This window comes from Pseudomonas sp. MF6394, assembly GCF_002018845.1.
In the GTDB taxonomy this organism is placed as follows: domain Bacteria; phylum Pseudomonadota; class Gammaproteobacteria; order Pseudomonadales; family Pseudomonadaceae; genus Aquipseudomonas; species Aquipseudomonas lactis.
Genome location: NZ_MVOJ01000017.1, coordinates 36,402 through 50,166, shown reverse-complemented (window position 1 = coordinate 50,166; position 13,765 = coordinate 36,402). Strand labels below are relative to the sequence as shown.

The 13,765-nt window shown below is 61.1% G+C and carries 10 protein-coding genes; 6 read left to right on the top strand and 4 right to left on the bottom strand.

Going from position 1 to position 13,765, the window contains the following annotated elements; all coding sequences use genetic code 11:
* Window positions 1-85: 85 nt before the first annotated feature.
* Complete coding sequence (gene pbpG / locus MF6394_RS18330; protein ID WP_078467251.1) at window positions 86-1,009, top strand: D-alanyl-D-alanine endopeptidase; 924 nt, start codon at window positions 86-88, stop codon at window positions 1,007-1,009.
* Between the two features lie 132 nt (window positions 1,010-1,141).
* Here the strand turns inward: pbpG and MF6394_RS18325 are convergent, their stop codons facing one another.
* The gene (locus MF6394_RS18325; RefSeq protein WP_078467250.1) at window positions 1,142-1,807 is read right to left on the bottom strand and encodes a peptidase C39 family protein; all 666 of its coding nucleotides are present in this window, start codon (window positions 1,805-1,807) and stop codon (window positions 1,142-1,144) included.
* 334 nt (window positions 1,808-2,141) lie between these two features.
* Between MF6394_RS18325 and MF6394_RS34320 the strand changes: the two genes are divergently transcribed.
* Entirely contained in the window at window positions 2,142-2,303 is a 162-nt protein-coding gene (locus MF6394_RS34320; protein ID WP_164692270.1) for a hypothetical protein, read from the top strand.
* Here MF6394_RS34320 and MF6394_RS18320 read toward each other — a convergent pair.
* Window positions 2,300-2,710: a PA0061/PA0062 family lipoprotein gene (locus tag MF6394_RS18320; RefSeq protein ID WP_003192269.1), complete on the bottom strand. Its 411-nt coding sequence runs from the start codon at window positions 2,708-2,710 to the stop codon at window positions 2,300-2,302. The two genes, MF6394_RS34320 and MF6394_RS18320, sit on opposite strands and share 4 nt — an antisense overlap.
* 206 nt (window positions 2,711-2,916) lie before the next feature.
* Here MF6394_RS18320 and MF6394_RS18315 point away from each other — a divergent pair, with 206 nt between their 5' ends.
* Genes MF6394_RS18315 through MF6394_RS18305 form a run of 3 tightly spaced genes read left to right on the top strand, consistent with a single transcriptional unit; the run spans window position 2,917 to window position 8,696 of the window.
* Window positions 2,917-6,138, top strand: coding sequence for an efflux RND transporter permease subunit (locus MF6394_RS18315; RefSeq protein ID WP_078467224.1), 3,222 nt, complete (start codon window positions 2,917-2,919; stop codon window positions 6,136-6,138).
* Window positions 6,128-7,297, top strand: a complete 1,170-nt coding sequence (locus tag MF6394_RS18310) for an efflux RND transporter periplasmic adaptor subunit (RefSeq protein ID WP_078467223.1) — start codon at window positions 6,128-6,130, stop codon at window positions 7,295-7,297. Before MF6394_RS18315 ends, MF6394_RS18310 begins: the two co-directional genes overlap by 11 nt.
* Window positions 7,281-8,696, top strand: a complete 1,416-nt coding sequence (locus MF6394_RS18305) for an efflux transporter outer membrane subunit (RefSeq protein ID WP_078467222.1) — start codon at window positions 7,281-7,283, stop codon at window positions 8,694-8,696. The genes MF6394_RS18310 and MF6394_RS18305 overlap by 17 nt, the downstream gene beginning before the upstream one ends.
* A gap of 118 nt (window positions 8,697-8,814) precedes the next feature.
* On the opposite strand, the gene MF6394_RS18300 is transcribed toward MF6394_RS18305, so the two are convergent.
* Together MF6394_RS18300 and MF6394_RS18295 are read right to left on the bottom strand one after the other, a co-directional pair.
* The gene (locus MF6394_RS18300) at window positions 8,815-10,098 is read right to left on the bottom strand and encodes a Zn-dependent hydrolase (protein ID WP_044274631.1); all 1,284 of its coding nucleotides are present in this window, start codon (window positions 10,096-10,098) and stop codon (window positions 8,815-8,817) included.
* A gap of 145 nt (window positions 10,099-10,243) precedes the next feature.
* On the bottom strand, window positions 10,244-11,731 hold the full coding sequence (locus MF6394_RS18295) for an NCS1 family nucleobase:cation symporter-1 (RefSeq protein ID WP_056787992.1): 1,488 nt from the start codon (window positions 11,729-11,731) through the stop codon (window positions 10,244-10,246).
* A gap of 593 nt (window positions 11,732-12,324) precedes the next feature.
* On the opposite strand from MF6394_RS18295, the gene hydA reads away from it, so the two are divergent.
* Entirely contained in the window at window positions 12,325-13,764 is a 1,440-nt protein-coding gene (gene hydA, locus MF6394_RS18290; protein WP_078467221.1) for a dihydropyrimidinase, read from the top strand.
* The last annotated feature ends 1 nt before the right edge of the window (window position 13,765 follow it).

Sequence of the window (13,765 nt, the reverse complement as noted above, 5' to 3'; positions counted from 1 at the left end):
GATCCATACTCCTAAAATGTAACGTCATTTGTCACAAGATCCGTTCTACAACGGCATTTCCTTACTTTTTAGCGAGTTCATCCGCGTGAAAATTCGTCTTTCTATTGTCAGCCTGTTTTTTGCTTTGACAGGCACCTTCGCCCACGCCGCCGAAACCACCCTGGCTCCGCGTGACGCCTCCAAGCTGCAGATTGCCTCCGGCCGCGCCATGTTGGTGGATTTGCAGACCAATAAGGTCATCTATTCCAGCAACCCCGACGTGGTGGTGCCCATCGCTTCGGTGAGCAAGCTGATGACCGGCCTGATCGTCCTCGAGGCCAAGCAGAATATGGACGAGTACATCGACATCAACATCACCGACACGCCCGAGATGAAAGGCGTGTTCTCCCGCGTGAAGATCGGTAGCCAGATGCCGCGCAAGGAAATGCTGCTGATCGCTCTGATGTCTTCGGAAAACCGCGCCGCTGCGAGCCTGGCCCACCATTATCCTGGCGGTTACGCGGCCTTTATTGCGGCGATGAACGCCAAGGCCAAATCCCTGGGCATGACCAGCACCCACTACGTGGAGCCCACCGGCCTGTCAATCCATAACGTGTCGACCGCCCGCGACCTGAGCAAGCTGTTGGCCTATGCGCGCAAATTCCCGATGCTGAGCCAGTTGAGCACCACCAAGGAAAAGACCGTGTCGTTCCGCAAGCCCAACTACACCCTGGGCTTCTCCAACACCGACCACCTGATCAACCGCGCCAACTGGGATATCAAGCTGACCAAGACCGGCTTCACCAACCAGGCCGGCCACTGCCTGGTGCTGGTGACGAGCATGGGCAATCGCCCGGTGTCGCTAGTGATCCTGGATGCCTTTGGCAAGTTCACCCACTTTGCCGATGCCAGCCGTATTCGTAGCTGGGTCGAAACTGGCAAAGGCGGCGCAGTGCCGGATGTGGCGCTGCGTTACAAGGCCGATAAAAACCTCAAGAATCGAGCGACCGCTACGGAAGTACGTCGATAAGCAACGATGCGTTTTTAGTGTGGGAGCGGGCTTGCTCGCGAATGCGGTGGGTCAGCCTAAGCATTCAGCGACTGGTACGGCGCCTTCGCGAGCAAGCCCGCTCCCACAGCCCGCTCCCACATTATTTGAGCTTCACTTCTTTTCTGCCAGCACCTTGAGTGCCTGCGCCGCTGCCTGCTCCTGCCCCGCCGGCGCGGTGGCATTGGCCGCATCGCGCCAGCGTTGCGCGTCCACATTGGCGGGCAACTGGCTCGGGCGCTGGGTCAGGATGGCCCAATGGCCCGCGCCCTTCCACGCCGACTCAAAGTCGCTGAAGCTCATGCTCAAGCGGCGCTCATTGCCTGAGCGCAACAGCACCGTACTCTTCTGCTGGTTGAACCCCACCACCGCAACATAACGCGCCCCGGACCAATAGCTGGCGTTGATCCGCGCCATCACCGGGTAACCCGCCGCCACCTGCGCCAGCACGGCGGTCAGCTTGGCGTCCAATGGGTACACCATCAGCCCGTACTCACGCGCCAGCACCTGCATGTTGCGCTCAAGGTCCGCCTCGGCGCCGGGCAGGCGCAGCGGCTTATCAAGCAAACCCGGTGTCATGACAATGCCTTGTTGCGACAGCATGCTGGCAAGTGCCGTAGGACCGCTCTGATAAGCCTCACTGCGAAAGGTCGGCACGCCATTGAGTTCGACGCGCTCGGGCAAGCCAGGCAGTTTGGATGGAGTGTTGCTGGAACAGGCCGCCAACCCAAGGGCAACGGCCAGTAGCAAGGAAGTTTTAAGGTTCGACCGTAAGCGCAATTTTTTCACTCTCTTGATCAACTGCCGGTAAAGGCCCCGATCATAGCCCAATCGCGCTTTCTCTATCCCGTAGGAGCGAGCTTGCTCGCGAAAAACTTACAGGCGCCGCGTTTATTCAGGAAGCCTGCGTCATCGTTGACGTTTTTCGCGAGCAAGCTCGCGCCTACAGGGGGCGGCGCAAGATATCTATAGCCGACGCGTGCAATAAAGCGGTGACGATAGAGCAAACAAGTTGGACGGACTCGACCATTGGTCAATAGCAGGCAACCGTCAGCTGACTAGACTGTCCATTGAGAAGACTGTGTGTGCCCCAAGTGGGCGAAAGGAGGCCCGAATGAGCCTTGCGACAACGATTTTCCTGTTGATCTGTGGTTGGCTGGCCGTCGCCGCCGCCATGCTGTGGGGGGTCATGCGCGTGACGCGCCGGCATCATCACCCCCACGTCAAACCTGCTGAACCCGCCGAGCCGCGCAAGGCGACGGCGCATCACGCCTAGCCAGGCATGCAATTGAAGTCCTGGGTTGCGGCAATTTCCTTGCCGTGGCCGTCCTCAAGCGACGCGCGCACCGTGGTGCCCAGGCTCGACTCCACCAGGGTGTAGTGCTCACCCGCCTTGAAATGCTTGTACTCGATGCGGCCCTGGCAGTCCTGCTGGTTGTCGTCACCCGGCTCGTCTTCAAATAAGGTCACGTCCAGGCGATGATCCCCCGGGGTCACTTCAAAATAGCGCCCATCGTCCACACGTTTGCCATCGACACGCTCGGCCATCAGGTCATTCGGCGCTTCTTCCTGCAAGCCGATCCAGGCTTGGCTGGGGTCCGCCTTGGGGATCGGGCCAGCGCATGCCGACAGTAAGCAGACAAAGCCAAGAACGGGAACTAACAACAGTGGTTTAAGTGACATGACAGCGCTCCAAAGGGAATGAATGAAAAGGTCGTATCCGATGGCTGACAAGCTTGATGAGCCGCCCCTCCTGGAACAAATGAATCCCTATGAAAGGATCTTCAGCCGTTAACTAAAACTTCCTTCACCTGGCTGAAAGGTGCGTGTTAGGTGGGTCGGGCAAGACTGCCGGGGTTTGCAATCCTGCTCTTCTCGGAGACTCACGCATGCTCGGGCTGGTAAAGACCGCACTGCAAAAGCCGTACACCTTCATCGTGCTGGCTATATTCATCTGCATCATCGGGCCGATGGCGGCCCTGCGCACGCCCACGGATGTTTTTCCCGATATCGGCATTCCCGTGGTCGCCGTGGTCTGGCAGTACAACGGCCTGTCCCCGGACGCCATGGCCGGCCGGGTGATCTACACCTACGAACGCTCCCTGAGCACCACCGTCAACGACATCGAACATATCGAGTCGCAATCACTGCCCGGCATGGGCATCGTCAAGATCTTCTTCCAGCCTGGCGTGGATATCCGTACCGCCAATGCCCAGGTCACGGCGGTGTCACAAACCGTGCTCAAGCAAATGCCGCCGGGCATCACGCCGCCGCTGATCCTCAACTACAGCGCCTCCACGGTGCCGATCCTGCAAATGGCGTTCTCCAGCCCCAGCCTGTCGGAAGCCAGAATTCGCGACCTGGTGCAGAACAATATTCGCCTGCCCTTGAGCGCCCTGCCCGGCCTGGCCATGCCCACGCCGATGGGCGGCAAGCAACGGCAGATTACGCTGGACCTCGACCCCCAAGCCCTCGCCGCCAAAGGCTTGTCGGCCCAGGATGTGGGCAATGCCCTGGCGCTGCAGAACCAGATCATTCCGGTGGGCACCGCCAAGCTTGGCCCCGACGAATACACAATCCTGCTCAACAACAGCCCCAAGGCCATTGATGAGCTCAACGACTTGCCGATCAAGACCGTCGATGGGGCGCTGATCACCATCGGCCAAGTGGCTCACGTGCGCGACGGTTCACCGCCGCAAACCAACATCGTGCGGGTCGACGGCCATCGCGCCGTGCTGATGCCGGCGCTGAAAAACGGCAGTATCTCCACCCTGTCGATCATCGACGGTATCCGCCAGATGCTGCCGCGCATCAACGAAACCCTGCCGCCGTCATTGAAAACCTCGCTGCTGGGCGATGCCTCGGTATTTGTCAAACAGTCGGTGGGCAGCGTGGCCCAGGAGGGCATCATTGCCGCATTGCTCACCAGTGCGATGATCCTGCTGTTTCTCGGCAGTTGGCGCTCGACCTTGATCATCGCCGCCTCGATTCCCCTGGCGGTGCTGTCGGCCATCGCGCTGTTGGCCGTCAGTGGGCAAACCCTCAACGTCATGACGCTGGGCGGACTGGCGTTGGCCGTGGGCATCCTGGTGGATGACGCCACGGTGACCATCGAAAACATCAACTGGCACTTGGAGCAAGGCAAGGCGGTGAAGACCGCGATTCTCGACGGCGCCGCGCAAATCGTCGGCCCGGCGTTCGTCTCACTGCTGTGCATCTGCATCGTGTTCGTGCCGATGTTTTTGCTGCAAGGCATCGCCGGTTACCTGTTCCGGCCCATGGCGCTGGCGGTGATCTTCGCCATGGCCAGTTCGTTCATTCTCTCGCGCACCCTGGTGCCGACGCTGGCGATGTTTTTGCTCAAACCACATAGGCCCGAGCCAGGCGCGGGGCATCATCCGGAAGATGCATTCATCAACCACCACGAGGGTGAACAGCACCTGAAACCGCGCAATGCGTTGCTGCAATCGGTGCTGAATTTTCAGCAGGGTTTCGAGCGGCACTTTTCCAATATCCGTGACACCTACCATGGCCTGCTGACGCTGGCACTGGGCGCACGCAAGCGCTTCATTGTCGGGTTCCTGGCGTGCGTATTGGCGTCGTTCCTGCTGTTGCCGAGCCTGGGCCAGGACTTTTTCCCGGCCACCGATGCGGGTGCCCTGGCCCTGCATGTGCGCTTGCCCCTGGGCACGCGCATCGAGGAAAGCGCCGCGGCGTTCGACCGCATCGAAGCACGGATCCGCGAGGTCATCCCCGCCGAAGAACTGGACACCATCGTCGACAATATCGGCATTCCGCTCAGCGGCATCGACATGGCCTACAGCAGCAGCGGCACCATCGGCCCGCAGGATGGCGATATTCAAGTCAGCTTGAAAACGCACCACGCACCTACCGCCGACTATGTGAAAAAACTGCGCGAAGCCCTGCCGCAAAGTTTCCCCGGTAGCCACTTTGCGTTCCTGCCCGCCGACATCAGCAGCCAGATCCTCAACTTCGGTGCCCCCGCCCCGCTGGACGTCAAAATCTCCGGGCGCAGTGACGCAGACAACCGCACCTATGCCGTCGAACTTGAACGGCGCCTGCAGCATGTACCGGGGATTGCCGACCTGCGCATCCAGCAGTCCACCGGCTACCCCTCGCTGCAAGTAAACGTGGACCGTATGCGCGCCAATGGCCTGGGTATCACCGAGCGTGACGTCACCAACAGCATGGTCGCCTCCCTCGCCGGCAGCTCACAAACCGCGCCGACCTTCTGGCTCAACCCGGCCAACGGCGTGTCTTACTCCATCGTCGCCGCCACCCCGCAGTACCGTCTCGACAGCCTGCCGTCCCTGGAAGCACTGCCGGTGACGGGGGCCAATGGGCAGGCGCAAATTCTCGGCGGTGTGGCAACCATCTCCCGGGTACAAAGCCCGGCCGTGGTGACCCACTACAACATTGAACCGACCCTGGACCTGTACGCCAACGTGCAAGGCCGCGACCTCGGCGGCGTCGCCCGCGATGTGCAAAAGGTGCTGGATGACACGGCGTCCATGCGTCCCAAAGGCGCGACCATCAGCCTGCACGGGCAGATCGATGCGCTGCATGAGGCGTTCAGTGGTTTGAGCTTCGGGTTGCTCGGCGCGGTGGTGCTGATCTATCTGCTGATCGTCGTCAACTTCCAGTCGTGGGCCGATCCCTTTGTGATCATCACGGCGTTGCCGGCAGCATTGGCGGGCATCGTGTGGATGCTGTTCCTCAGCGGCACCTCGTTGTCGGTACCGGCACTCACCGGCGCCATCTTGTGCATGGGCGTGGCCACCGCCAACTCGATCCTGGTGGTGAGCTTCTGCCGTGAGCGCCTGGCCGAACATGGCGATGCGTTGAAAGCCGCGCTGGAAGCCGGCTACACACGCTTTCGCCCGGTGTGCATGACCGCCCTGGCGATGATCATCGGCATGCTGCCCCTGGCGATTTCCGAGGAGCAGAACGCCCCGCTCGGTCGAGCGGTCATCGGTGGTTTGATCTTCGCCACCATCGCCACTTTGTTGTTTGTTCCCGTGGTCTTCAGCCTGGTCCACGGCCGTCACCCTACTCGCGCAACTGCTGGAGAAACGCCCCATGTCGCCTGATCAAAAACCCTCGCGCAAGCGTCTGATGCTCATGGGTGTCGGTGGCCTGACGCTGGCTGCCCTGTTGGTCGCCAGCGGCCTGCATGCGCGCAGGCTGCACGAACAATCGGTCACTGCCTGGACCGAAGCCGCCGCTGTCCCCCAGGTGATGGTGTTCCAGCCCAAGCCAAACGCCGCCGGTGATACCCTGCGCCTGCCCGCCCACCTGGAGGCGTGGAGCAAGGCGGCGATCCATGCACGGGTCAGCGGCTACTTGAAGGACTGGAAAGTCGACATTGGCGCCCAGGTCAAGGCCGGGCAACTCCTCGCCGAAATCGACAGCCCCGACCTTGACCAACAACTGGCCCAGGCCCATGCGCGCCTGATCCAGCAACAAGCCAATGCACACCTGGCAGCCACCACCGCGACCCGCTGGCAAAACCTGCTGGCCAGCCATTCGGTATCGCGCCAGGATGCCGATGAAAAAACCTCCAACGCCGCAGCCGCCAAGGCCAACACCGAAGCCGCTGCAGCAGACTATGCGCGACTGTGCGCCCTGGAAAGCTATAAGACCCTTCGCGCGCCGTTCGCTGGCACCATCACCGCCCGCAACACGGACATCGGCCAGTTGATCAAGGCCGATAACGCCAGCGATCCGGAACTGTTCAACATTGCCGACACCCACCAACTGCGTTTGTATGTGCCGGTACCGCAGAACTATGCAGCGGTCATTCATACAGGCCTTGAGGCCGAACTGACCGTCCCCGAGCACCCCGGCGAGCACTTCAAGGCGCGCCTGATCGGTGACTCCACCGCCATCGACCGCCGCTCCGGCACCCTGCTCGCCCAGTTCGTCGCCGACAACCCCAACGGCGAACTGCTGCCGGGCGATTACGCCGAAGTCACCCTGCCGATTCCGGCTGACACCCATGGTGTAAGCATCCCGGCCAGCGCCTTGATCTTCCGCGCCCAGGGCACCCAGGTGGCGGTGCTGGACGGGCGCAACCATGTGCACCTGCAAGACATTCATATTGGCCTGGACCTCGGCGAGCGCCTGGTGATCGACCAAGGCCTGAAACCTGCTGACCGTATTATCGACAACCCGCCCGACGCCCTGCGTGAAGGCGACCCGGTGCAACTGGCAGACGCCACCGGAGGTGCCCATGCACCCAAAGCTTAAGCCGCTGGCGGCGTTGGTGCTGCTGGCGTTGCAGGGTTGCTCGATGGCGCCCACCTATACAGTGCCGTCAATTGACCTGCCCGCCCACTACCGCGAACAAACCAGCGATGGCCCCTGGCACAGCGCGCAACCGTCGGACCAATTGGCGCCCCAGTGGTGGCAGCTCTACCACGATTCGCGCCTGAACGCGCTGCAACAGCAACTGCTCAAGGCCAACCCGGACCTGGCCGCGGCGCTGGCGCACTTCGATGCGTCCCAGGCCTATGCCAGTCAACTGCACGCGGGCCTTTTCCCGCAAATCACCGCCAGCGCGCAACCGCAACGCCAGCGTCAATCGGATTCACGACCGTTGCGCGGCACGACACAGCCGTCGGTGTACAACAGCAATACCGCTGGGTTCTCGCTGGGTTACGACCTCGACCTGTGGGGCAGAATCCGCAGCCAGGTCGCTGCGGGCGATGCCCAGGCGCAAGCGTCCTTTGATGATCTGGCGGTGGTGCGCCTGAGCCTGCAACAGCAGTTGGCGAGCCTGTATGTGCAGCTCAATGGGCTGGATGCACAGCGCCGAATCCTGGACCGTTCGTTGCAGGACTTCAGCCAGGCGCTGCAACTGACCCGCAGCCGTTATGAAGGCCAGATTGCGTCGGAACTGGACCTGACCCGCGCACAAAACCAACTGGCCGAAGCCAAGGCGCAGCTGGATGAAGTGCGTGGTCAACGCAACCTCGCCGAGCATGCCATCGGCGAATTGGTGGGCGTGACGGCCAGTGATTTTTCATTGCCGCCCAGCTCGCAATTAATGGCGTTGCCCGGCATTCCAGCGCAGTTGCCCAGCCACCTGTTGCAGCGTCGCCCGGACATTGCCGCCGCTGAACGCCGCGTGTTTGCGGCCAATGCAACTATCGGCGTGGCCAAGGCGGCGTGGTTTCCGGATTTCAGTTTGACCGGTGTGCTGGGCGGGCAGACCCAAGGCGTCGGCAACCTGCTGTCCGCCGGCAGCCGGTATTGGGCACTGGGACCGCTGATGAACCTGCCGATCTTCGACGGGGGGCGCTTGAGCGCCAACGAACACCAGGCCAAGGCCGAGTTCGAGGAGGCCTCGGCACAGTACCGTAGCCACGTATTGAAAGCCGTGCGCGAGGTGGAAGATAACCTCGCGCAACTGCGAGATCTGCAGCAGCAAGCCGAGGACGAGCAAGCGGCGGCAGAGGCAGCGCAACATACCCAGGCCTTGGCGATGAACAGCTATCAGGCCGGTGCGGTGAGTTACCTGGACGTGGTCACCGCCCAAACCGCCGCCTTGCAGGCACAGAGGACGTTGCAGGCAGTGCAGACCCGGCAATTGCAGGCGAGTGTGGCACTTTTGACCGCACTCGGTGGCGGCTGGCAACCGGGCTAATACCCTGTAGGAGCGAGCTTGCTCGCGAAAAACTCACAGGCGTCGCGTTTCTTCAGGAAGCACGCGCTATCGTTGGCGTTTTTCGCGAGCAAGCTCGCTCCTACATTTTTAGCGTATTTCAGGCCGCGAGTTTGCCGCTGGCGATGGCCGCTGAAGCGGCTAGCATGGCGCGCAACAACACCGCACACCCTGCCGCCAGGTCATCCGGCGCGGCATTTTCGATTTCGTTGTGGCTGATGCCGCCTTCACACGGCACAAAGATCATCCCCGCCGGGCCCAGCTCAGCCACGAAGATCGCATCGTGCCCTGCCCCGCTGACGATATCCAGGTTCGACAAGCCCAAGCCATTCGCCGCATCGCGCACCGCCTCCACACAGCCTTTGTCAAAGTACAGCGGCGGGAAGTCCGCCGTGGGCTGCAGGTCGAAACTCAAGCCATGTTTGGCGCAGGTGTCCTCGATCACCTGGCGCACCTGGGCAATCATCGAGTCCAGCCGTGCCGGTTCCAGGTGACGAAAATCCAGGGTCATGCGTACTTCACCGGGAATCACGTTGCGCGATCCCGGATACGCTTGCAGGCAACCCACCGTGCCGCATGCATGGGGCTGGTGCGCCAACGCCGCCGCGTTCACGGCGGCCACCACTGCGGCCGCGCCTACCAGGGCGTCCTTGCGCAAGTGCATGGGTGTAGGGCCGGCATGGGCCTCAACACCGCGCAGCTTCAGGTCAAACCACTTTTGCCCGAGGGCGCCGAGCACCACGCCGATGGTTTTGTGTTCATCCTCCAGAATCGGCCCTTGTTCGATATGCGCCTCGAAATACGCGCCGACCTTATGCCCGCTGACCGGCCGCGTTCCCGCATAGCCAATCGCGTTCAACGCATCCCCCACGCTGACCCCATCGGCATCCACTTTGGCCAGGGTATCGGCCAGGGTGAACTTTTCGGCAAACACGCCTGAGCCCATCATGCACGGCGGGAAGCGCGAGCCTTCTTCGTTGGTCCATACCACCACTTCCAGCGGCGCCTCGGTTTCCACCTTGAGGTCGTTAAGGGTGCGCAGCACTTCCACACCGGCCAGCACGCCGAAGCAACCGTCGAACTTACCGCCGGTGGGCTGGGTGTCGATATGGCTGCCGGTCATCACCGGTGGCAGGTCGGGATTGCGACCGGGGCGGCGCGCAAAGATATTGCCGATGCCGTCGATGGTCACCGTGCAACCGGCCGCTTCACACCACTGCACGAAGAGATCGCGAGCCTTGCGGTCGAGGTCGGTGAGGGCCAGGCGACACACACCGCCCTTGGGGGTGGCGCCAAGTTTGGCCAGGTCCATCAGCGACTGCCACAGACGGTCGCGGTTGATGTGCTGATGGGTCGATTGCAGAACGTCGAGGGCAGCGTTCATGGGGGTCTCCTCAGGCTACAGGTTCTTATGAATTAACGCGGTCAACTGTGGGAGCTGGCTTGCTTGCGATAGCGGTGTGTCAGGCGACACGGTTTTAACTGATAGTCCGCTATCGCAGGCAAGCCAGCTCCCACCTGAACCGTGTTTACAACGGGGATTTGGCGGTGAGTGGACTGCTAGCGCGCTTGGCATTGAGCCCGTAATACAACACCCCGCCCAACGCCGAGCCGGTGAACCAGCCGTAGCTGTAGAACCAGCTGAACGCATCGCTGCCCAGCGACAGCAACGTCAGCACCACCGGTACACCAAAGGCGACAAAGCCGCTCCAGTTCCAGGCCGGGTACACGTCATCGCGGTACAGGCCGGCCAGGTCCAACTGTTGTCTGCGGGTAATGAAGTAGTCCACCACCATGATCCCGGCAATCGGCCCCAGCAGGCTCGAATAACCCAGCAGCCAATTGGAATACACGGTTTCAAGACTCACGTCCGAGACGATCAGCCCGAGTTTTTTCAGCAGTTCATGGGCCATCAGCGCCAGCCCTACCAGGCCGGTGAGAATCACCGCCGTGGTGCGATTGATCAGCTTGGGGGCGATGTTCTGGAAGTCGTTGGTGGGCGAGACGATGTTCGCCGCGGTGTTGGTGGATAAAGTGGCGACGATGATCAGCGCCATGGCGATGGCCACCCACACCGGGCTCTGGATATGACCGATCAGGCTCACCGGGTCGGAGACGCTGACCCCCACCAGTTTCACCGAGGCGGCGGTCATGACCACGCCGAGGGCGGCGAACAGGAACATGGTCAACGGCAAGCCGAAGATCTGCCCCAGAATCTGGTCTTTCTGGCTGTTGGCGTAGCGGCTGAAGTCGGGAATGTTCAGCGACAACGTGGCCCAGAAACCCACCATCGCCGTAAGCCCCGCCATGAAGTAACCGGTGAGGCTGGCGCCTTCGGGGCGCTTGGGTGGGATCGCCATCAGCTCGCTGAGGGACACGTTCGGCATCGCCCATACCAACAGCCCAACGCCCACGGCGACCAACAGCGGCGCCGACAAGGTTTCCAGGCGCTTGATCGACTCGGCGCCACGCAGCACCACCCATAGGTTCAGGCACCAGAACAGCATGAAACCGATCACCTCACCGGTACCGCCGAGGGCTTTCCAGCCGTCGAAAATCGAGCCCAGGAACAGGTGGATCGCCAGCCCGCCGAACATCGTCTGGATACCAAACCAGCCGCAGGCCACCAGCGCGCGGATCAGGCACGGTACGTTGGAGCCGAGGATGCCGAAGGACGAACGCAACAGCACCGGAAACGGAATGCCGTACTTGGTGCCGGGAAACGCGTTGAGGGTCAGCGGGATCAACACCACGATATTGGCCAGCAGGATCGCTACCAGCGCCTCCCCCACCGACAGCCCGAAATAGGCAGTGAGCACCCCGCCCAGGGTGTAGGTGGGCACGCAGATCGACATACCGACCCATAGCGCGGTGATGTGCCATTTGTTCCAGGTGCGCTCGTGCACTTTGGTAGGTGCCATGTCGTGGTTGTAGCGAGGGCTGTCGAGGACGTCGGGGCCGGCGTCGAGTTCGTACAGGCCGTTGCGCTCGATGACTTGCGATCTGTTCTGTTGCATGGCCGCTCCACGGTTTTTTTAAAATTATTGTTGCTCACCTGCACGCTAGGTTCAGGTGGCCGGAGTACCGCATCGACAACATGACATCCAGGGTTCCGGCCAACTGCCCGTGCACTCAATAACCGTGCCGACAACCGCCTCTGAGCCCGTACCGCTTATATAACGTACTGATGTTTATCAGCTTTCCAATTGAGCCTGCGGTACTTGCCGTCTGCGTCAGGCTAAACAACTCACACGTTGCTCGAACCCTCAGGTCTCAATCTGGTGCATCACAATTATTTTTATTTCTCGACGCCGTCAAGCGGCATATCTCAAGCGCCTGATTTGCAATAAGAAATATTGATCAGATCAAGAACCTGTCAAGTGCGTCAAAACAGGGTGGGCGTGCTTCATTTTGGTGAAAATAGTATTTTTCTTATGTATATCAATAAGATAAAAACTATAAAGGCTTGCGAAAAATCTTCTTGCTCATTCGAAAAACTCGGGCTAGTTTCTATTCCTGTCACCGATGACAGGAATTAACCCGTCATCGGTACGCAGTATTACAACACTTAGAACTGGCACAAGCCGGTCAAGCCTGTGAGGAACTCGACATGTCGCTGTTGATCCGTGGCGCCACCGTTATTACCCATGATGAAAGTTACCGCGCCGACGTGTTATGTGCAGAGGGTCTAATTCGCGCCATTGGCACGAATCTGGATATTCCCGCAGGCTGCGAAGTACTCGATGGCAGCGGCCAATACTTGATGCCGGGCGGCATCGACCCCCATACCCATATGCAACTGCCCTTCATGGGCACCGTGGCCAGTGAAGACTTTTTCAGTGGCACGGCGGCAGGCTTGGCCGGTGGTACCACGTCGATCATCGACTTCGTGATTCCCAACCCGCAGCAGTCGCTGATGGAAGCTTTCCACCAGTGGCGCGGCTGGGCCGAAAAGTCTGCCGCCGACTATGGGTTTCATGTAGCGATCACCTGGTGGAGCGAACAGGTACGCGAGGAAATGGCCGAGTTGGTCAGCCATCACGGCATCAACAGCTTCAAGCATTTCATGGCCTACAAGAACGCGATCATGGCGGCCGACGACACCTTGGTTGCCAGTTTCGAACGCTGCCTGGAACTCGGCGCGGTGCCCACCGTGCATGCTGAAAATGGCGAGCTGGTGTATCACCTGCAACGCAAGTTGATGGCCCAGGGCATCACCGGGCCGGAAGCCCATCCGCTGTCGCGCCCCTCCCAAGTGGAAGGCGAAGCGGCCAGCCGCGCCATCCGGATTGCCGAGACCATCGGCACGCCGCTGTACCTGGTGCATGTGTCGACGAAGGAAGCCCTGGATGAAATCACCTATGCCCGAGGCAAGGGCCAGGCAGTGTACGGTGAAGTACTCGCCGGCCACCTGTTGCTCGATGACAGCGTGTACCAGCACCCCGACTGGCAGACCGCCGCTGGCTACGTGATGAGCCCGCCATTCCGCCCGCGCGGGCACCAGGAGGCACTGTGGCATGGCCTGCAAGCGGGCAACCTGCACACCACCGCCACCGACCACTGCTGCTTCTGCGCCGAGCAAAAAGCCGCCGGGCGTGATGACTTCAGCAAGATCCCCAACGGCACCGCCGGCGTTGAAGACCGCATGGCGCTGCTGTGGCACGAAGGCGTCAATACCGGGCGTTTGTCGATGCAGGCATTTGTCGCGCTGACCTCCACCAACACCGCAAAAATCTTCAACCTCTACCCCCGCAAAGGCGCGATACGCGTAGGCGCCGATGCCGACCTGGTGCTATGGGACCCGGAGGGCACCCGGACCATTTCGGCCAAGACCCACCATCAGCAGGTGGACTTCAACATCTTCGAAGGCAAGACCGTGCGCGGCGTGCCCAGCCACACCATCAGCCAGGGCAAGCTGGTGTGGGCCGATGGTGACCTGCGCGCCGAGCGAGGCGCCGGACGGTATGTAGAGCGGCCGGCGTATCCGTCGGTGTTCGAGCAGTTGAGCAAGCGGGCCGCGCTTTCCAAGCCGGTGGCCGTGAACCGCTGAA